13 protein-coding genes and 1 pseudogene are annotated in these 20,550 nt (G+C 69.7%); 7 read left to right on the top strand and 7 right to left on the bottom strand.

Going from position 1 to position 20,550, the window contains the following annotated elements; genetic code table 11:
- Positions 1-581, top strand: a 581-nt coding sequence (locus A5730_RS24540) for a DUF5666 domain-containing protein (RefSeq protein ID WP_067894209.1), incomplete at its 5' end; no start/stop codon positions are given.
- 10 nt (positions 582-591) lie between these two features.
- On the opposite strand, the gene A5730_RS00540 is transcribed toward A5730_RS24540, so the two are convergent.
- From A5730_RS00540 to A5730_RS00570, 7 genes are read right to left on the bottom strand one after another with little or no spacing between them, the layout of a single operon-like run.
- The gene (locus tag A5730_RS00540; protein WP_067275683.1) at positions 592-939 is read right to left on the bottom strand and encodes a metal-sulfur cluster assembly factor; all 348 of its coding nucleotides are present in this window, start codon (positions 937-939) and stop codon (positions 592-594) included.
- Positions 914-1,414: a Fe-S cluster assembly sulfur transfer protein SufU gene (gene sufU / locus A5730_RS00545; RefSeq protein ID WP_067894157.1), complete on the bottom strand. Its 501-nt coding sequence runs from the start codon at positions 1,412-1,414 to the stop codon at positions 914-916. The genes A5730_RS00540 and sufU overlap by 26 nt, the downstream gene beginning before the upstream one ends.
- Positions 1,411-2,652: a cysteine desulfurase gene (locus A5730_RS00550; RefSeq protein WP_067894160.1), complete on the bottom strand. Its 1,242-nt coding sequence runs from the start codon at positions 2,650-2,652 to the stop codon at positions 1,411-1,413. The genes sufU and A5730_RS00550 overlap by 4 nt, the downstream gene beginning before the upstream one ends.
- Before the next feature lie 2 nt (positions 2,653-2,654).
- Positions 2,655-3,437, bottom strand: coding sequence for a Fe-S cluster assembly ATPase SufC (sufC, locus tag A5730_RS00555; protein WP_067894163.1), 783 nt, complete (start codon positions 3,435-3,437; stop codon positions 2,655-2,657).
- Positions 3,437-4,597 carry a Fe-S cluster assembly protein SufD gene (gene sufD / locus A5730_RS00560; protein WP_067894166.1) on the bottom strand — a complete coding sequence of 387 codons (1,161 nt, stop codon included), beginning with the start codon at positions 4,595-4,597 and terminating at the stop codon, positions 3,437-3,439. Before sufD ends, sufC begins: the two co-directional genes overlap by 1 nt.
- Entirely contained in the window at positions 4,594-6,039 is a 1,446-nt protein-coding gene (gene sufB, locus A5730_RS00565) for a Fe-S cluster assembly protein SufB (RefSeq protein ID WP_067894169.1), read from the bottom strand. The genes sufD and sufB overlap by 4 nt, the downstream gene beginning before the upstream one ends.
- On the bottom strand, positions 6,036-6,824 hold the full coding sequence (locus A5730_RS00570; RefSeq protein WP_156745626.1) for a metalloregulator ArsR/SmtB family transcription factor: 789 nt from the start codon (positions 6,822-6,824) through the stop codon (positions 6,036-6,038). The genes sufB and A5730_RS00570 overlap by 4 nt, the downstream gene beginning before the upstream one ends.
- A 91-nt stretch (positions 6,825-6,915) precedes the next feature.
- On the opposite strand from A5730_RS00570, the gene mptB reads away from it, so the two are divergent.
- From mptB to A5730_RS00600, 6 genes and pseudogenes are all read left to right on the top strand, one after another.
- Positions 6,916-8,616: a polyprenol phosphomannose-dependent alpha 1,6 mannosyltransferase MptB gene (gene mptB, locus A5730_RS00575; protein WP_067894173.1), complete on the top strand. Its 1,701-nt coding sequence runs from the start codon at positions 6,916-6,918 to the stop codon at positions 8,614-8,616.
- 79 nt (positions 8,617-8,695) lie between these two features.
- Positions 8,696-9,631, top strand: a complete 936-nt coding sequence (locus tag A5730_RS00580) for an ABC transporter ATP-binding protein (RefSeq protein WP_067894176.1) — start codon at positions 8,696-8,698, stop codon at positions 9,629-9,631.
- The gene (locus tag A5730_RS00585; protein WP_067894178.1) at positions 9,628-10,407 is read left to right on the top strand and encodes an ABC transporter permease; all 780 of its coding nucleotides are present in this window, start codon (positions 9,628-9,630) and stop codon (positions 10,405-10,407) included. The genes A5730_RS00580 and A5730_RS00585 overlap by 4 nt, the downstream gene beginning before the upstream one ends.
- 129 nt (positions 10,408-10,536) lie before the next feature.
- Positions 10,537-11,502 carry a heme A synthase gene (locus tag A5730_RS00590; protein ID WP_067894181.1) on the top strand — a complete coding sequence of 322 codons (966 nt, stop codon included), beginning with the start codon at positions 10,537-10,539 and terminating at the stop codon, positions 11,500-11,502.
- A gap of 417 nt (positions 11,503-11,919) precedes the next feature.
- Positions 11,920-12,168: an MbtH family protein gene (locus A5730_RS00595; protein ID WP_067894184.1), complete on the top strand. Its 249-nt coding sequence runs from the start codon at positions 11,920-11,922 to the stop codon at positions 12,166-12,168.
- Positions 12,169-12,227: 59 nt separating this feature from the next.
- A pseudogene (locus A5730_RS00600) lies at positions 12,228-20,546 on the top strand (amino acid adenylation domain-containing protein); the annotation flags it as partial.
- Between the last annotated feature and the right edge of the window lie 4 nt (positions 20,547-20,550).

The raw sequence follows: 20,550 nt of genomic DNA on the forward strand, positions 1-20,550 counted from the left end.
GCCCACCACCAAGCGCGGCCCCGCCCCCGGCGCCCCCACCCGTGGGCAAGGACTACGTCGAGGGCATGGTCCAGTCGGTGGCCGGCGACAAGATTCAGCTCAGAACGCGCAGCGGTTCGGCGACGGTGGACTTCGCTCCTGCCACACCGGTCTTCCAGGTGGCCCCGGCCAAGCTCCCCGATGTCACCCCGGGTAGCTGTGTGAACGTGCGGGCGACCCCGCAAAGTTCACCGGCCGCCGGCGTGACCGCCCAGACCGTCATGATCACGGCGGCCGTCGACGGCAAGTGCCCGCCGCCCGCCGGCTTTTACGGCACGGTCGCATCGGTATCGGGAAACACGCTCGCCGTCAACGGGATTGGGCCCGGCGGTCCCACCACGGTCACCGTCAACGACGCGACGTCCTACCAAAAGCAGACGATCAGTAACACCCAGGCGATCACGAACGGCACGTGCATGGGGGCCCAGGGGACGAACGACGGCGGGGCGCTGCAGGCGACGACCATCAGCCTCGAGCAGTGCCCGCCGATGGGACGACCGCACCATCACCTGCATCTGCCGCACCTGCCCTTCCACCTCTAGGTGGACGGCTTCAGACGGTGAAGCCCAAGGCGCGCAGTTGTTCGCGGCCGTCCTCGGTGATCTTGTCCGGGCCCCACGGCGGGTTCCACACCCAGTTGATCCGCAGGTCGTCGACCAGCCCGCTGCTGACCAGCGCGCTGCGCGACTGGTCCTCGATGACGTCGGTCAGCGGGCAGGCCGCCGAGGTCAGCGTCATGTCGAGCAGGGCGACGGTCCCGTCGTCGCCCTCTTCCACGTTGAGGCCGTAAACCAGCCCGAGGTCGACGACGTTGATGCCCAACTCGGGGTCGACGACGTCGCGCATCGCCTCCTCGAGGTCGGCAAGAAATTCGTCACCCGGTGCGGCGGTCTCGCTCATCCTGTTCCTCCTCGAAGTCCGCGCCCCTGTCCGAACAAGCTTGGGCCAAAGCGTCTTTGAATGCCATCCAGCCCAGCAGTGCGCATTTCACCCGGGCCGGATATTTGGCCACCCCGGCGAACGCGATGCCGTCGCCCAGGACGTCCTCGTCGCCCTCGACGGTGCCGCGCGAGGACACCATCTCGGTGAACGCGGCGATGGTGTTCAGCGCCTCGGGCACGGTCTGACCGATCACCTGCTGGGTGAGCACCGAGGTCGCCGCCTGGCTGATCGAGCAGCCCTGCCCGTCATAGGAGACGTCCGCCACGCGTTGGCCGTCGTCCGACAGCGCGACCCGCAGGGTCACCTCGTCGCCGCAGACGGGGTTGACGTGGTAGACCTGCGCGCCGAACGGCTCGCGCAGCCCGCGGTGCTGGGGATGCTTGTAGTGATCGAGGATCACGTCCTGATACATCTGCTCCAGGCGCACCGTCAGTCTCTTCCAAAGAATTCCACCGCGCGGCGCACGCCGGCCAGCAGACGCTCGACCTCGTCGGTGGTGTTGTACACGGCGAACGATGCCCGGGCGGTGGCCGCCACGCCGAACCGGCGGTGCAGCGGCATCGCGCAGTGATGCCCCACGCGGACCGCGACGCCCTCGTCGTCGAGCACTTGCCCGACGTCGTGGGCGTGCACACCAGAGACGACGAACGACACCGGCGAGGCACGATTTTCCATCGTGGTCGGCCCGACGATCCGCACGCCATCGATGCCCGACAGGCCCTCGAGGGTCGCGGCGACCAGCTCGCGCTCGTGCGCCTCGACCGCGTCCATGCCGATGGCGCCCAGATAGCGGGCGGCCGCGCCCAGCCCGACGACCTGGGAGGTCATCGGCGTGCCGGCCTCGAACCGTTGCGGCGCCGGGGCGTAGGTCGAGGTCTCCATGGTCACCGTCTCGATCATCGACCCGCCGGTGAGGAACGGCGGCAGCTCCGAGAGCACCTCGCGCCGGGCGTAGAGCGCACCAACCCCGTTGGGGGCCAACATCTTATGGCCGGAGAACGCGGCGAAGTCGACGTCGAGAGCATGCAGGTCGACCGGCTCGTGCGGCACCGACTGGCAGGCGTCCAGCACCGTCACGGCGCCGACGGCCTTGGCGCGGCGGACCAGCTCGGCCACCGGCGCCACCGCGCCGGTCACGTTCGAATGATGGCTGAACGCAACGACCTTCACGCGCTCGTCCAGCTCCAGCGAGTCCAGGTCGATGCGGCCGTCGTCGGTCACGCCGTACCAGCGCAGGGTGGCGCCGCTGCGGCGGGCCAGCTCCTGCCACGGGACGATGTTGGCGTGGTGCTCGAGCTCCGTGGTGACAATGACGTCGCCCTGGCCGACGGCCCGGTCGAACCTGTTGTCGCCCAGCACGTACGACGCCAGGTTGAGCGCCTCCGTGGCGTTTCGCGTGAAGACCAGCTCGTCGCTGTCGGCGCCGACGAACGCCGCGACGTCGGCGCGGCCCTGCTCGTAGGCGTCGGTCGCCTCCTCCATCAGCTGGTGCGCGCCGCGATGGACCGCGCCGTTGGAGGTGACCAGGAACTCGCGCTCGGCGTCGAGCACCTGCAGCGGGCGCTGCGACGTCGCGCCGGAATCCAGATACGCCAACTGTTTTCCGCCGCGCATCACGCGCTTGAGGATCGGAAAGTCAGCGCGGATCGCGTCGACGTCCAGTGCGGTCATGCTTACGCTCCTGCAGCCGCCGCTTCGGTGAAGCGCACGTAGCCGTTCTCCTCGAGCTCGTCGGCCAGCTCCGGACCGCCGGATTCGACGATCCGGCCCCCGACGAACACGTGCACGAACTGCGGGCGGATGTAGCGCAGGATCCGGGTGTAGTGGGTGATCAGCAGGATGCCGCCGTGCTCGGCCTCGGCGTAGCGGTTGACGCCCTCACTGACCACCCGCAGCGCGTCCACGTCCAGCCCGGAGTCGGTCTCGTCGAGGATGGCGATCTTGGGCTTGAGCAACCCGAGCTGCAGGATTTCGTGGCGCTTCTTCTCGCCACCGGAAAACCCTTCGTTGACACTGCGTTCCGCGAACGCCGGGTCGATGTCGAGGTCGGCCATGGCCGCCTTGACCTCCTTGACCCAGTGCCGCAGTTTCGGCGGCTCGCCGCGCACGGCGGTGGCGGCGCTGCGCAGGAAGTTCGACATCGACACGCCCGTAACCTCGACGGGGTACTGCATGGCGAGGAACAAACCGGCGCGGGCGCGTTCGTCGACGCTCATGTCCAGCACGTCCTGGCCGTCCAGGGTGATCGACCCGGAGGTCACCCGATACTTCGGGTGACCGGCGATGGCGTAGGACAGCGTTGACTTGCCCGAGCCGTTGGGGCCCATCACCGCATGCGTCTCACCGGACTTGACGGTCAGGTTGACGCCGTTGAGGATTCCGATCTCGCGGCTGCCCTCGGCGGCGTTGGGGTCCTCGACGCTGACGTGCAGGTCTTTAATTTCCAAAGTCGTCATTACGCTGTTGTCTTCTCCGTGATTTCCAGTTCGTGTTCGATGGCGGCGGTGAGGCGCTCCCGGATCTCCGGCACGGCGATCTTCGAGATGATCTCGCCGAAGAATCCGCGCACCACCAGCCGGCGCGCCTGGTCCTCGGGAATGCCGCGGGCGCGCAGGTAAAACAGTTGCTCGTCGTCGAAACGCCCGGTGGCACTGGCGTGTCCGGCGCCGACGATCTCGCCGGTCTCGATTTCCAAGTTGGGCACCGAGTCGGCGCGCGCCCCGTCGGTGAGCACCAGGTTGCGGTTCACCTCGAAGGTGTCGGTGTCGGTGGCCTCGGCGCGGATCAGCACGTCACCCACCCAGACGGTGTGCGCGTCGGGCCGCTGCGATGCCGGATCCCCTTGCAGCGCACCCTTGTAGAGCACGTTGGATTTGCAGTTCGGCTGCGCGTGGTCGACCAGCAGCCGCGATTCCAGGTGCTGCCCGTCGTCGGCGAAGTACAAACCGAGCAGCTCGGCATCCCCGCCCGGGGCGGCGTAGCGAACGTTGGCCGACATCCGAACCACCTCGCCGCCCAGCGTGACGGCGACGTGCCGCAGTACGGCGTCCTTGCCCAGCTTGGCGTGGTGCGCACTGAGGTGAACCATGTCGTCGGCCCAGTCCGCGACCCACACCACGGTGAGCCGGGCCGCGTCGTCGACGATGAATTCGACGTTGTCGGCGTAGGTTCCGCTGCCCCGCAGGGCGATCACCACGACCGCCTCGCCGAGCTCGGCGACGCTGATCTGCAGGTGCCCGTAGGCCACCGCGCCCGCGCCGGGACCCGTCACGGTGATGTTGACCGGTTCGGCGATCTGCGTGTCGCGCCCGACGCTCACCACCGTCGCGGAGTTGAACGACGAAAACGCTTGCGCCGCAACACGGTCGGCGGGCACGCCGGCGCGTCCGAGCCGGTCGTCGCCGCGGCGGACGGTCTCGACCCGCACGCCCGGCTGCTCGGCCACGTCGATCTGCGCCTTGCCGGTGGCCTGCGCCGATCCGTCGTGCAGGCCGCGCAGCCGCCGCAGCGGCGTGAAGCGCCAGATTTCGTCGCGGCCGCTGGGCACCTCGAACGCGTCCACGTCGAAGGACGCGAACAATTCGCCCTTGTTCAGGGCGGCAGCGGTGGCGGTCATCCGACCGAGCCCTCCATCTGCAACTCGATGAGCCGGTTGAGCTCCAGGGCGTACTCCATGGGCAGTTCCTTGGCGATCGGCTCGACGAAGCCGCGCACCACCATCGCCATCGCCTCGTCCTCGGTCAGCCCGCGGCTCATCAGGTAGAACAGCTGGTTCTCGCTGACCTTGGACACCGTGGCCTCGTGGCCCATCGTGACGTCGTCCTCGCGGATGTCGACGTAGGGGTAGGTGTCGCTGCGGCTGATCGTATCGACCAGCAGCGCATCGCATTTCACGCTGGACCGGGACCCGTGCGCGCCCTTGTTCACCTGCACCAGACCGCGGTACGAGGTGCGGCCGCCGCCACGGGCCACCGACTTCGAGACGATGTTGCTCGACGTGTTGGGCGCCAGGTGCAGCATCTTGGCGCCGGCGTCCTGGTGCTGGCCCTCCCCGGCGAAGGCGACCGACAAGACCTCGCCCTTGGCGTGCTCTCCGGTCATCCAGACGGCCGGGTACTTCATGGTCACCTTGGAGCCGATGTTGCCGTCGACCCACTCCATGGTGGCGCCGGCCTCAGCCCGGGCGCGCTTGGTCACCAGGTTGTAGACGTTGTTCGACCAGTTCTGAATCGTGGTGTAACGGCAACGGCCACCGGGCTTCACGATGATCTCCACCACCGCCGAGTGCAGCGAGTCCGACGTGTAGATGGGCGCGGTGCAGCCCTCGACGTAATGCACGTAGGCGTTTTCGTCGACGATGATCAGCGTCCGCTCGAACTGGCCCATGTTCTCGGTGTTGATCCGGAAGTAGGCCTGCAGCGGGATGTCGACGTGCACGCCGGGCGGGACGTAGATGAACGATCCGCCGCTCCACACCGCGGTGTTCAGCGCGGAGAACTTGTTGTCGCCCGCCGGGATCACGGTGCCGAAGTACTGCTGGAACAGCTCCGGGTGCTCGCGCAGGCCCGTGTCGGTGTCGAGGAAGATGACGCCCTGCGACTCGAGGTCCTCGCGGATCTGGTGGTACACCACCTCGGACTCGTACTGGGCGGCCACACCGGCGACCAGCCGCTGCTTTTCGGCCTCCGGGATGCCGAGCCGGTCGTAGGTGTTGCGGATGTCCTCGGGCAGGTCATCCCAAGTGGCGGCCTGCTTCTCGGTGGACCGCACGAAGTACTTGATGTTGTCGAAGTGGATGCCGCTCAGGTCCGAGCCCCAGTTCGGCATCGGCTTGCGGTCGAAGATACGCAGCGCCTTCAGCCGCGTCTGCAGCATCCATTCGGGCTCGTTCTTCTTCGCCGAGATGTCGCGCACCACCGCCTCCGAGAGCCCGCGCTGCGCGCTGGCCCCCGCGATGTCGGAGTCCGCCCAGCCGTAGCCGTAGCGGCCCAGCGACGCGATCGTCTGCTCCTGGGTCAACGGCTCGGCAGCCTTCTGGGCCTCTGGCGTGAGGGTCATAACGACGCTCCTTCGATGCTCGTGGTGTCGCGACGCGGGCTGGGCGCCGGGGTAAGTGGCACGTGGGTGGTGCAGGCGCAGTTGCCGTTGACGATGGTCGCCAACCGCTGCACGTGGGTCCCGAGCACCTCGGCCATGGCCTGCTGCTCGGCTTCACACAACTCGGGGAATTCCTCGGCGACGTGCGACACCGGGCAGTGGTGCTGGCAGATCTGCACGCCGTGGATCGGGCCGCCGACCCGCGTCGTGGTGGCGACGTAGCCGGCCTTGGTCAGCGCGCCGGCCACCCGCTCGGCGGCCGCCTCGACCTCGGCGTCGTCGTCGCCCTCGGCCGACGGTACGCCGGCCAGGATCGAGTCGATGCGTTGCCGGGCGAACGTGCGGACGGCGTCCTCGCCGCCGATCTCGCGCAGCTGCCGCATGGCCGCCGCTGCGAGGTCGTCGTAGGCGTGGTCGAGCTTGGCGCGGCCCCCTGCGGTGAGCCGGAACCGCTTGGCGGGGCGCCCACGACCCACCTGCTGCCAGGACGCGGCGGGCACCGACTCGGCGTCGCCCGCCTCGATCAGCGCATCGAGATGGCGCCGCACGCCCGCGGCCGCCAGCCCCAGCCGATCACCGATCTCGCCGGCCGTGATCGATCCGGACTCCACCAGCAGGCGCACGATGGCCCGACGGGTGTGTCCATCCGGCACCGACGCGCCCGCCGCGCCCGCGGCAGCGTCGTCGAAGCCGGTTCGGATTTTCACAACACCAGTGTGACGCAATTCCGGGGATCGGTCTACCAAGGGTCCCCTGAGCGGGCGTTGCGCTGGTCACACTCAAGACAACGCGCGGCGGCGAGGCGAGCCCGGCGACCCCGGCGGTTACGCTGCTCTGATGGCAGCCCGCCACCACGTGCTGAGCTCGTCGATCGCCAGCCTGCATGGCGACGAGCAAGCGGTGGGCACGCCGCTCAACGCTACCGAGCTCACCGCGCTGCAGCGCACCCGGCGGTTCGGTGCCGCCGGCACCGTCCTGATGGCCATCGGCGCGCTGGGCGCCGGGGCGCGTCCCGTCGTGCAGGACCCCACGTTCGGCGTGCGGTTGCTCAACCTGCCGTCGCGCATCCAGACCGTGTCCCTGACGATGACGACGACCGGGGCGGTGATGATGACGCTGGCCTGGCTGATGCTCGGCCGGTTCGCGCTGGGCAGCAGGCGGATGTCGCGCGGTGACCTGGACCGCACCCTGATGCTGTGGATCCTGCCGCTGCTGATCGCGCCCCCGATGTACAGCAAGGACGTCTACTCCTACCTGGCCCAGAGCCAGATCTCGCTGGAAGGGCTGGACCCGTACCGGGTGGGTCCGGCGTCGGGCCTGGGCCTGTCGCACGTCTTCACGCTGTCGGTGCCCACGCTGTGGCGGGAGACGCCGGCGCCCTACGGCCCGCTGTTTTTGTGGATCGGGCGTGGCATCTCGGCGATCACCGGCGAGAACATCGTCGCCGCCGTGCTGTGCCATCGGCTGGTCGAGCTGATCGGCGTCGGGTTGATCGTCTGGGCGACGCCCCGGCTGGCCCGCCGCTGCGGCGTCGCCGAGGTCAGCGCGCTGTGGCTGGGCGCGGCCAATCCGCTGCTGATCATGCATCTGGTGGCCGGCGTCCACAACGAGGCACTGATGCTCGGGCTGATGCTGGCCGGCGCCGAGTTCGCGCTGCGGGGGATCGACTCCCCGCGGCTGTTCCCGACCTCCTGGCGGCCCGGCCCGGACTGGGAGCCGTTGGGCATGCTGCTGGCCGGCGCCGTCCTGATCGCGCTGTCGTCGCAGGTGAAGCTGCCGTCGCTGCTGGCGCTCGGGTTCGTCACGATGGCGCTGGCCTACCGCTGCGGGGGCAACCTGCGCGCCTTGCTGCTCGCGGGCGGCGCGATGAGCGCGCTGTCGCTGGCGGTGATGGCGGTCGTGGGCTGGGCCAGCGGGCTCGGCTTCGGCTGGATCTACACGCTGGGCACCGCCAACGTCGTCCGCAGCTGGATGTCACCACCCACCCTGCTGGCCCTGGGCACCGGGCAGGTCGGCATCCTGCTGGGACTCGGCGACCACACCACCGCGGTGCTGGGACTCACCCGCGCCATCGGCGTGCTGATCATCACCGTGATGGTGGGCTGGCTACTGGTGGCCGTCTTCCGCGGCCGGCTGCACCCGATCGGCGGCCTGGGCGTGGCGCTGGGCGTCACGGTGCTGCTGTTCCCCGTCGTGCAGCCCTGGTACCTGCTGTGGGCGATCATCCCGTTGGCCGCCTGGGCGACCCGCACCGGATTCCGGGTCGCGGTCATCGTCATCACCCTGGTCGTCGGCATCTTCGGCCCGACCGCCAACGGGGACCGCTTCGCGCTGTTCCAGATCGTCGACGCCACCCTGGCCAGCACCCTCATCGTGGTGGTGCTCATCGCGCTGACGTACACCCGCCTGCCGTGGCGGCGACTCCCCACCGAGGGCGGCGAGACCCCGCAGCCGGCCGTCGGGGCCGCGCCGGCGCCCGACCCCGCGCAGACCCCCAATCCCGAGGCGATACCTGACGCCTACGCTGATTCCACGTGAGCCGCGCCGACGACGATGCAGTGGGGGCACTCCCCAGCTCCGCGGGGACCCCACCCGCTTGCGGGGGAGAGCGGCGCTCGTGAGCTCGGACGTTCCTGAAACAGTCGTACGGCTGCGCGGGGTGAGCAAGCACTACGGATCCACCACCGCCGTCGCCGATCTCGACCTCGAGGTGCACGCCGCCGAAGTGCTGGCCCTGCTGGGGCCCAACGGCGCCGGCAAGACCACGACGGTCGAGATGTGCGAGGGCTTCGTGCGCCCCGACGCCGGCACCATCGAGGTGCTCGGGCTGGACCCCATCGCCGACAACTCGCGCCTGCGCACGCGCATCGGGGTGATGCTGCAGGGCGGCGGCGGCTACCCCAGCGCCCGCGCGGGCGAGATGCTCAACCTGGTCGCGTCCTACGCCGCCGACCCGCTGGATCCGGCCTGGCTGCTGGACACTCTGGGCCTCACCGACGCCGCCCGCACCACCTACCGGCGGCTCTCCGGAGGGCAGCAGCAGCGGCTCGCGCTGGCCTGCGCGCTGGTCGGCCGCCCCGAACTGGTCTTCCTCGACGAACCCACCGCCGGCATGGACGCCCACGCCCGGCTGCTGGTCTGGGAGCTGATCGACGCGCTGCGGCGCGACGGCGTGACGGTGCTGCTGACCACCCACCAACTCAAGGAGGCCGAGGAGCTAGCCGATCGGCTGGTCATCATCGACCACGGCGCGACGGTGGCCGCGGGCACGCCGGCCGAGCTGATGCGCACCGGCGCTAAGGACGAGCTGCGGTTCACCGCGCCGCCGCGGCTCGACCTGACGCTGCTGACCGCCGCGTTGCCCGAGGAATACCGGGCCAGCGAGGTCACACCGGGCGAATACCTGGTCGAGGGGCCCGTCGACCCGCAGGTGTTGGCCACCGTCACCGCGTGGTGCGCGCGGATCGACGTGCTGGCCACCGACATGCGCGTTGAGCAGCGCAGCCTCGAGGACGTGTTCCTCGACCTGACCGGCAGGAAGTTGCGGCAGTGACCGAATCGAACGTCTTCCCCGCGGGAACCTTCACCCCCGACCCGAGGCCCAATGCCGTGCCGCGGATGCTGGCCGCGCAGTTCGGCCTGGAGCTCAAGCTGCTCTTGCGCAACGGCGAGCAACTGCTGCTGACCATGTTCATCCCGATCACGCTGCTCGTCGGCCTCACCCTGCTGCCGTTCGGCTCCTTCGGGCACAACCGCGCCGCCACCTTCGTCCCCGCCATCATGGCCCTCGCGGTGATCTCGACCGCCTTCACCGGCCAGGCCATCGCGGTCGCCTTCGACCGCCGCTACGGCGCGCTCAAGCGGTTGGGCGCGACCCCGCTGCCGGTCTGGGGCATCATCGCCGGCAAGTCCCTGGCCGTCGTGACGGTGGTGTTTTTGCAGGCAATCCTGTTGGGCGCCATCGGTTTTGCGCTGGGCTGGCGGCCCGCCCTGGCCGCGCTGGCGTTGGGCGCGGCGGTCATCGCGCTGGGCACCGCGGGTTTCGCGGCCCTGGGACTGTTGCTCGGCGGGACGCTGCGCGCCGAGATCGTGCTCGCGGTGGCCAACCTGCTGTGGTTCGTCTTCGCCGGCCTGGGCGCGCTGACCGTGGAGAGCGGGATGATCCCGGCCGGCGTCAAGTGGGCGGCCCGGCTCACCCCGTCCGGGGCCCTGACCGAGGCCCTGTCGCAGGCGATGGCCCTATCGGTGGACTGGTTCGGCATCGTCGTCCTGGCCGTGTGGGGCACGCTCGCCGCGCTGGCCGCGCGGCGCTGGTTCCGGTTCACCTGACGCGCCGGCTCGACCGTCCGCGACACGTAAACCACGCACACGACACGCCGTGGCGGGCGTGCGTGGTTTCAGTCTCGCGACGCCAGGGCTTACTACAGGACGTAGTTTTCGTTGGCCTACCATCGGGCCATGCCCGTGGGACGAACGCTGAGGCGGTTGGTGGACCTCCTCCCCAACCCGAGCGCGCGCGTGCAGCGCCTCATCGCCGCGGCCGTCATCCTCACGCAGGGCGGCATCGCCGTCACCGGCGCGATCGTCCGCGTCACCGCCTCGGGGCTGGGGTGTCCCACCTGGCCGCAGTGCTTTCCGGGCAGCTTCACGCCCGTCGCCCACGCCGAGGTGCCGCGCATCCACCAGGCGGTCGAGTTCGGCAATCGCATGATCACCTTCGCGGTGGTGGTCGCCGCGGCCCTGGCCGTGCTGGCCGTGACCCGCGCCCGCCGCCGCACCGAGGTCCTGGTGTACGCGTGGCTGATGCCGGTGTCGACGGTGGTGCAGGCCGTGATCGGCGGCATCACCGTGCGCACCGGGCTGCTCTGGTGGACGGTGGCCATTCACTTGCTCACCTCGATGACGATGGTGTGGCTGTCGGTGCTGCTGTACGTCAAGATCGGCGAGCCTGACCACGCGGTGCTGCACCGGCGCGTGCCCCGGCCGCTGCGCGCCCTGACGGCGCTGATCGGGCTGGACCTGGCCGTGGTGCTGGTCACCGGCACGCTGGTGACGGCCGCGGGCCCGCACGCCGGTGACCGCAGCCCCACCCGGACCGTGCCCCGGCTCAAGGTCGCGGTGGACACCCTGGTGCACGCGCACTCCTCGCTGCTGGTCGCCTACCTCGCGCTGATCGTCGGGCTGGGCTTCGGGCTGCTGGCCGTGCGCGCCGGGCGGCCCATCCTGCGGCGACTGGTCGTGCTGCTCGCCCTGGTGTGCGCGCAGGCCGCCGTCGGCACCGCCCAATACTTCACCGGGGTGCCCGCCGCGCTGGTCGCGCTGCACGTGGCCGGCGCCGCGGCCTGCACCGCGGCGACCGCCGCGCTATGGGCGTCGATGCGAGAGCGGGCAGAGTCCGAGGCGGCAGGGTCGGCGCCCGCATAAGACGTTCCGCGCGACGGCGCCGCGAGGGATGATCCGCATAGCGGATCGCGCTACGGCGCCGACGCCCGCCTGAACCGCGCCGTGCCGAGTGCGTTGACTTGGCATCCTCCTCTGACCGAATTAGCTTGGCGTACAACGAATTATTCGCCGCAGCGGCCCGGTAATGCATCACCATGACAGCGGGTCGGCACCACCCTTTGGCCGGCGCAACGGCGCCGTCCCGCCCGCCGTCGGGGGACTTTTCGGATCTCCGATCGGGGGACACGGATTATCGCCGGGCGGTGGATACAACCCGGGCGGCCAGGTGGCCACGATGGGTTACGGCAACCTACTCGACTCCGCGTAGCAGCCCGCACTACCCGCCACGCGGTAGGGAAAGCCGCATCAGCTACCGACATCCGGAGGTCACGAAAACCGATGAGCCTCAACCCATTCGACGACGCTACCGGCACTTTCGTCGTCCTGGTCAATGGCGAGCAGCAGCACAGCCTCTGGCCGACCTTCGCCGAGATTCCGCCGGGCTGGCGGGTGGTTTACGGGGCGGACACGCGCGCCGCGTGCCTGGACTACGTCGAGGACAACTGGGCCGATTTCCGGCCCGAGAGCCTGGGCGAGAGGCCGGCGCGGCGCCGAGCGGTCGGCGCACAACCATTCGGCCGGCGGTGATCCAGGTGTCTCTGGACGCGTTGCCGCTGACGCAGGAGAGGGCGGCCGACGACCCGGCGATCCCGTTGTCGAACGCCCAAAATCGGCTCTGGCTGCTCGACCAGCTCCAGGGACCCGGCCCGGTCTACAACATCGCGAAGGCGCTGCGGTTGGACGGCCCCCTCGACAGCGGCGCCCTGCGAGCGGCGCTGGCCGATGTGGTGGGCCGCCACGAACCGCTGCGCACGGTGTTCGAGTCGAACAACGGCATACCGCACCAGCGGATCCTGCCCGCCGAGCACGCGCGGCAGGGCTGGCACATCGTCGACGCTACCGGCTGGCCGGCCGCGCAGCTGCAGCAGGCCATCGACACCGAGGCGGCCCACAGTTTCGATTTGTCCGCCGAAATCCCGTTCCGGGCAAAGCTTTTCAGGGTCATCGAGCAACGCCACGTGCTGGTGATCGTGGCGCACCACATCGCCGCCGACGGCTGGTCATGGACGCCCTTGCTCGACGATCTCGCGGTGGCCTACACCAGCCGGCGCGCCGGACGCGTCCCCGACTGGAGCCCATTGCCCCTGCGCTACTCCGACTTCGCCCGGTGGCAGCGCGCGCGGTTGGGCGAACCGGGCGACCCCAACAGCGCCATCACCACCCAGCTGGCCTACTGGGAGCAAACCCTGGCCGGCATGCCCGGACGCCTACAGCTACCCACCGACCGGCCCTATCCCCCGATGGCCGATCACCGCGGCGCCAGTGTGGGGGTGGACTGGTCAGCCGAGCTGCAGCAGCGGGTGAGCCGCCTGGCCCGTGCGAACCACGCGAGCAGCTTCATGGTGATCCAGGCCGCGCTCGCCGCCCTGCTCTCGGCGCTGAGCGCGAGCCCCGAGGTGGCGGTCGGGGTGCCGGTGGCCGGGCGCGATCACCCCGACGCCGACGAGTTGGTCGGCATGTTCGTCAACACCGTGGTCCTGCGCATCGACCTGACCGGCGATCCCAGCTTCACCGAACTGCTCGCCCGGGTGCGCGCCCGCACATTGGAGGCCCTCGAGCACCCCGACGTGCCCTTCGAGGTCCTCGTCGAACGGCTCAATCCCACCCGATCACTGACCCACCACCCCCTCATCCAGGTGATGCTGGCCCCGCAAAACACCATCCAGCCCGCGCTTTCCGGCCTCGATGTCACCACCGTGGCTGCGCACACCCATAGCGCCCGCATGGACCTCGCGTTCTCCCTCACCGAGCGCTTCACCCCCACCGGGGAGCCCGCCGGCATCCACGTCGACGTGGAATACCGCACCGACGTTTTCGACGCCGCCACCATCGACACCCTGATCCAGCGGTTACAAAAAGCGTTGGCGGAGTTGACGATTCACCCGCGGCGGCGGCTGTCGTCGACAGATCTGCTGACCGGCACCGAACAGGTGCGCCTGGACGCATGGGGCAACCGCGCCGCACTGACCGCGCCGCGATCCGCCGTGTCCATTCCGGGCATGTGGGGTGCACAAGTGGGCCGCACCCCCGAGGCGGTGGCACTGGTCGACGCGGGCGCCTCGTGGACCTACGGCGAGCTCGATGCGGCCGCCGACCAGTTGGCCCGGTTTTTGGTTGCTCGTGGGGTGGTCCCCGGGGACGTCGTCGCGCTGCTGTTCGAGCGCTCGGCGCGGGCCATCATCGCGATGCTGGCGGTTCTGAAATCCGGGGCCGCCTACCTGCCCATCGACCCCGCCCACCCGGATGCCCGCATCGCGTTCATGCTCGAGGACGCCACACCGGTGGCGGCCTTGACCACCGGCGAGCTAGTTAGCCGGCTCGCGGGCCATCAGCTCTCGGTCATCGATATCGACGACGCGACTCGGTCCGGCCGCCCGGACGCCGCCTTGCCCACACCCGCCGCCGACAACATCGCCTACCTCCTCTACACCTCCGGTACCACCGGAACCCCCAAAGGGGTCGCCATCACCCACCACAACATCACCCAACTGATCAGCTCGCCTCGCCCGTTTCCCCCGGAAGCGCAGCGCGTGTGGACCCAGTGCCACTCCTATGGCTTCGACTTCTCCGCCTTCGAGATCTGGGGCGCGCTGCTGGACGGCGGGCGCCTGGTGGTAGTGCCGGAATCGGTCACCCGCTGCCCGGACGACTTTCACGACCTGCTGCTGGCCCAGCAAGTCACCATGCTTACCCAAACCCCCTCCGCCGCAGCGGTATTGCCCACCGACGGGTTGGGGTCGACCACCCTGATGGTCGGCGGCGAGGCCTGCCCGGACGAGTTGGTGGATCGCTGGGCGCCGGGGCGGGTCATGGTCAACGCCTACGGCCCGACCGAAACCACCGTCTACGCATCGATGAGTGCGCCGTTGACACCGGGTTCGGGGCCGGCGGCGATCGGCGCGCCGGCGGCAGGTTCGGCATTATTCGTTCTGGATCCGTGGCTGCGGCCGGCCCCGCCCGGAGTGGCTGGAGAACTCTACGTCGCCGGAACCGGCGTGGGCTGCGGGTATTGGCGGCGTTCAGCCCTGACCGCCGCCCGGTTCGTGGCCTGCCCCTTCGGTGGCGCGGGGGCGCGGATGTACCGTACCGGCGATCTTGTGCGCTGGGCCGCCGACGGCCAGCTGGAATACATCGGCCGCGCGGACCAACAGGTCAAAATCCGCGGGCATCGCATCGAACCCGCCGAAATCGCCTCCGCCCTAACGGAACTCGACGGCATCGAGCACGCCGTCGCCGTCGTACGCGAAGACCGCCCCGGCGACAAACGCCTCGTGGCCTATTACACCGGCACCCTCGAGCCCGCCGCCGCCCGCGCCGCCCTGGGCCGCCGGTTGCCCCCGCACATGCTGCCGGCCGCGGTAATGGTCCTGCCCGACCTACCCCGCACCGTCAACGGCAAGCTCGATGCCGGCGCCCTGCCCGCACCGCACTACGGGCAGGCCGACAACTACCGTGCCCCCGGCACCGCGCTCGAAGAAGTCCTGGCCGCCATCTACGCCGAGGTGCTGGGGCTCGAACGCGTCGGCGTCGACGAATCCTTCTTCGACCTGGGCGGCGACAGCATCCTGGCCATCCAGGTCGCCGCCCGGGCCCGCGCCGCGGGGGCCCTCTGCTCGCCCAGGGACCTGTTCACCGAGCAAACCGTCGCCGGGCTGGCCCGAGTCGCGCGCGTGACCGGTGACGACGGCGCCGCCGCTGGGTCCGCCGACGACGGTGTCGGCGCCGTGACCCCCACCCCGATCATTCGGTGGCTGCACAGCGTGGACACGCTGGCCGGGCGGTTCCATCAGACCGCGCTGTTGCAGGCCCCCAGCGGAGTCAGCGCGGAGGACGCGGTGCTCTTGGTGCAGGCACTGCTGGACCGCCACCCGATGTTGCGGTTACGGCTGCACGCCGACGCGGACGCCCGCGGGCGATGGTCACTGGTGGCGGGCCCCCCGGGCTCCGTGGACGCCCGCGACCGCGTGCTCCAGGTGGCGGTGTTGACGGAGGAAGCGCTTAGCGCGGCGTGGTCACGGTTGGATCCCGCGGCCGGGGTGGTGCTCAGTGCCGTTTGGGCCACCTCCACAACGCAGTTGGCCTTGGCCATTCACCACCTCAGCGTCGATGGAGTGTCCTGGCGCATCTTGCTCGACGACATCAACACCAGCTGGAGCCAACACCGCGACGGCCGACAAGTGGCGCTCGCGGACGGGGGCACCTCGTTTCGCCACTGGGCCGGCGTGCTGGCCGACCACGCCCGTCGGCCGGCGGTGACCGATCACCTGGCGACATGGCGCAGGATCGCCGCGATCCCGCCGGCGCTGCCCGCGCCCGACACCGCCACTAGTCGGCAGCACTCGGCGTGGTTGGACGCGCCGACCACGCGCCAGCTGCTCGGCGCCGTGCCGGCGGCCTTCCACGCCGGCGTGCACGACATCCTGCTGATCGCCTTCGCGTTCGCCTGGGCGCAGTTCCTCGGCGGTGACGAGGGCCCGATCAGCATCGACGTGGAGGGCCACGGCCGCGACGAGGGCGTCGTCCCCGGTATCGACCTGTCCCGCACGGTGGGCTGGTTCACCACCAAGTACCCGGTGGGCCTGACGGTCGGCCGGCTCCCGTGGCCCCAGGTGGTCGCCGGGCGCGCGGCGGTGGGAGCCGCGGTCAAACGCCTTAAAGAGGAGCTTCGCGCGGTTCCGGACGGTCTGACCTACGGTCTGCTGCGCTACCTGAACCCCGACGCCGAGCTGACCGGGGAGGACCCGCCGATCGGCTTCAATTACCTTGGTCGCCTGGGTGTTTCGCAGTCAGCGCCGTCAGACGAGTGGCGCATCGTCGATTCGGACCTGCTGTCCACCGATGCCGCGCGCGCCGGATCGCCGCTCGCCCACACCGTGGAACTCAACGCGGTCACCGTCGACACCGACACCGGCCCCCGTCTGCAGGCAAACTGGACGTGGGCATCCTCGAGGTTCGACGACGCCCAGATCGCCCGGCTGGGCCGGCTGTGGTTCGCGGCCCTCAGCGGCATCTGCGCTCATGTCGCCCACGGCGGAGGCGGGTTCACGCCGTCCGATCTGGTCCCGCTTCGGTTGCGCCAGAACCAGATCGAGCGCCTGGAACAGGCCCACCGGGTGCGTGATCTGCTGCCGGTGACCCCGCTGCAGCAGGGATTGCTCTTCCACAGCGTCGACCAGCAGGGCCCCACGCAGGCCTACCTGGTGCAGGTGGAGATCACCCTCGAGGGCCGAGTGGACCGCCACCTCCTGCGCGACGCCGTGCAAACCGTCGTCACCCGCCACCCCAACCTGGCCGCCCGCTTCGCCTACCAGGATCTCGACGAGCCCGTGCAGGTCATCGTCGACGACCCCGCCGTGCCGTGGCGCTATGTCGATCTCACCGGAAACCCGCCGCACCACTGCGACATCGAGGCTGTGCGAGCCTCCGAGCGCGCCGCCATCGGCGACATCAGCGAGTGCAGCCCGGTGCGGGCCGCCCTGGTGCGCACCGCAGCCGCGGAACACACCCTGGTGCTGACCAACCACCACATCGTGTGCGACGGCTGGTCACTGTCGATCCTGCTCGGCGAGATCGTCGCCAGTTACCACGGCCTGCCGCTGCCGGCGCCCATCCCCTACCGCAACTTTGTCATGTGGTTGGCGGGCCAGGACCGCACCGCCGCTGAAAAGTCATGGAGCACAGCCCTTTCCGGCTTCCGAACACCCACCCTGCTCGGGCCCGAACAGCGCACCGGCCAACGCGCGGTGAAAACCTGCCAACTGCGCGGGGAAACCACCGAAGCGCTGATCGGGCTGGCCCGTTCGGCCCACACCACCGTCAACATCGTGCTGCAGGCCGCTTGGGCGCAGCTGCTGGCCGGATTGACCGGCGCCAACGACGTCGCGTTCGGCACCACCGTATCGGGCCGTCCCGTGGATCTGGCCGGCGCGCAATCCATGGTCGGCCTGTTGATCAACACCATTCCGGTGCGCGCCATCATCGGGCCGAACACCGACACCACAGGCATCATCAATCAACTCCACCAGGTCCATAACGAAACCCTGGAACACCAACACCTCGCGCTCGCCGACATCCACCGGCTCACCGGTCACGAAGCGCTGTTCGACACGCTCTTCATCTACGAAAATTACCCCGTCGGCGGGGCGGCCGACCAAGGCGCACGGGACATGGCCATCACCGACGTCACCACCCGCGAATTCACGCACTACGCCCTGACATTGATCGCCGAACCGGGACCCCGGCTGGGGCTTCGGCTGGAGTACGCCACCGACGTCTTCGACGCGGAGGACATCGACGCGCTGGCGGAGCGCTTGCAGCGGCTGCTGCAGGTGATGACGACCCAGCCGGAGCGGCCACTGTCGTCGGTGGATATGTTCGACGGGACCGAGCGCACCCGAATGGATGCGTGGTCCAACCGGGCGGCGCTGACGCAACGCGCGCCCCGGGTGTCGGTGCCGGAGTTGTTCGGTGCCCAAGCGGCCCGCGCCCCCGAGGCGGTCGCGCTTGTGTGCGGCGACCAATCCTGGACCTACCGTGAACTCGACACCGCTACAAACCAACTCGCGCACACGTTGGTCGGTCGCGGGGTGGGGCCCGGTGACGTGGTAGCGCTGGTGTTCGAGCGCTCTGCCGAGGCCGTGATCGCGATGCTGGCCGTGCTCAAGGCCGGGGCCGCCTACCTGCCGATCGACCCGGCCCACCCATCGGCGCGCATCGCCTTCATGCTCGGCGACACCGCACCGGTCGCCGGGATCGCCGCCGGTGAGCTGGCCGGCCTCCTGGACCAGCACCGGGTTCCCGTGATCAAATTCAACGACCCGACCCACGCCGCCCGGCCCACCACCGCGCTGCCCGCCCCGGCGGCCGACAACATCGCCTACTTCCTCTACACCTCGGGGACCACCGGCACGCCCAAAGGCGTTGGGATCACCCACCACAACATCACCCAACTCCTCAGCACGCTCGGCCCGTTCACCAGCACCGCCGGCCACACCATCACGCACTGCCATTCCTACGGCTTTGACTTCTCGGTCTACGAAATCTTCGGCGCACTGCTGCACGGCGCCAAACTGCTCGTCATCCCCGAGGAAATCACCCGCTCCCCCAACGACTTTCACGCCCTACTGGTGGAACAGCAGGTCGGTATCCTCACCCAAACCCCGTCCGCGGCGGCGGTGTTGGCGCCCGAGGGCCTGGAGTCGACCGCGCTGATACTGCTCGGTGAGCCCTGCACCGACGAACTCGTCCAGCGCTGGGCGCCCGGAAGAACGCTGATCAACACCTACGGCCCCACCGAAACCACGGTCTGGGTCACCACCAGCGCGCCGCTGACCCCCGACACGCGACCCGCCCCGATCGGCACACCGGTGGCCGGCGCGGCCCTGTTCGTCCTCGACCCCTGGCTGCGCCCGGTACCCCCAGGGGTGATCGGCGAACTGTATGTCGCAGGCCCCCAAGTCGGCACCGGCTACTGGCGCCGCCCCGGCCTGACCGCGTCCCGATTCGTGGCCTGCCCCTTCGCCGACAACCCGACACGGATGTATCGCACCGGGGACCTGGCGCGCTGGGACGCCGACGGCCAGCTGCACTGCCTCGGACGCGCCGACGAGCAACTCAAGATCCGCGGACACCGCGTCGAACCCGCCGAGATCGCCACCGCCCTAACCGAACTCGACGGCGTCGAGCACGCCGCGGTCGTCGCCCGCGAAGACCGCCCCGGCGACAAACGCCTCGTCGCGTACTACACCGGCACCCTCGACCCCGCCGGCGCGCGCGCCGCCCTGGCCGACCGGCTGCCCCACTACATGCAGCCCGCCGCCTTCGTGGTCCTGCCCCACCTACCGCGCAACGTCAACGGCAAACTCGACACCCGGGCGTTGCCCGCGCCAGAGTACGGAGGCATCGACGGTTATCGCGCGCCCACCACCCGCGTCGAACGAACCCTGGCGGACATCTACAGCCGCGTGCTGGGTGTCGAACGCGTCGGCACCGACGACTCCTTCTTCGAGCTCGGTGGCGACTCCCTGCTCGCCATGCGGGCCGTCGCCGCCATCAACCCCGCCCTGGACGCGCAGATCAGCGTGCGCACCCTGTTCGACGCGCCCACCATCGGAGCCTTGAGCCAGCGGCTGCACGCACCGGACAGCTCGATCGAGGTCGTCCCGGTAGAGGTGCTCGCCGACGGCGACGGGACCCCGCTCTTCTGCCTGCATCCCGGGGCGGGAATCAGCTGGGTATACCGCAGCCTGGCTTCCTACCTGGACTGCCCGATCATCGGCATCCAGCAGCTTGCGCAGGACGAGCGGCCCGGCTCGCTTCGTGAGCTGGCCAAGAACTACGCCGACACCATCCAGGGGCTCCACCCCGATGGCCCCTACCACCTTCTCGGCTGGTCTTTCGGCGGCATCGTCGCGCATGAGATCGCCGTGGAGCTGCGCCGGCGAGGATGCGCCGTGCCACGCCTGCTCGTGCTGGACTCGCTGCTCATGTCGGGCGCGCACGGCATACCGTCGGTGACCGAAAGCGATGTCCTGCACTCCCTGTTGACAGCCGCGGGCATCGACATTCCGGAGCACACCCAGCCCCTCACCCGTCGGCGGGCCCAGGCATGGATTCGTCAGGACGAGGCGGTGGATTTCGCCCTGCCGTCAAGGCAAATCGTCGAGACCATGGTCAAGAACGCGAACACCAACTTGGCGCTGCGCGCAGACCATGAGCCGGACATTTTCGATGGCGACATGATCATCTTCTCGGCCAGACCGACGGGCGGCCGCTCGGCGCTCCGGCAGAGTTGGCGCCCGTACGTCGCCGGCCAAATCCGCGAATACCCCGTCGACTGCGAACACGAGGAGATGCTGAGCAGCCGATCGCTGAAACTGTTCGGGGAGCAACTGGCCGCGGCCTTGGCCC

The sequence above is a fragment of the Mycobacterium sp. ACS4054 genome (genome assembly GCF_001667275.1).
GTDB lineage: Bacteria > Actinomycetota > Actinomycetes > Mycobacteriales > Mycobacteriaceae > Mycobacterium.

Coding starts and splice junctions, on each gene's coding strand:
- A5730_RS00590 (WP_067894181.1), top strand. CDS start 10,537: ATGCCCGTGGGACGAACGCTGAGGCGGTTGGTGGACCTCCTCCCCAAC.
- mptB (WP_067894173.1), top strand. CDS start 6,916: ATGGCAGCCCGCCACCACGTGCTGAGCTCGTCGATCGCCAGCCTGCAT.
- A5730_RS00540 (WP_067275683.1), bottom strand. CDS start 939: ATGAGCGAGACCGCCGCACCGGGTGACGAATTTCTTGCCGACCTCGAG.
- A5730_RS00550 (WP_067894160.1), bottom strand. CDS start 2,652: ATGACCGCACTGGACGTCGACGCGATCCGCGCTGACTTTCCGATCCTC.
- sufC (WP_067894163.1), bottom strand. CDS start 3,437: ATGACGACTTTGGAAATTAAAGACCTGCACGTCAGCGTCGAGGACCCC.
- sufD (WP_067894166.1), bottom strand. CDS start 4,597: ATGACCGCCACCGCTGCCGCCCTGAACAAGGGCGAATTGTTCGCGTCC.
- sufB (WP_067894169.1), bottom strand. CDS start 6,039: ATGACCCTCACGCCAGAGGCCCAGAAGGCTGCCGAGCCGTTGACCCAG.
- A5730_RS00595 (WP_067894184.1), top strand. CDS start 11,920: ATGAGCCTCAACCCATTCGACGACGCTACCGGCACTTTCGTCGTCCTG.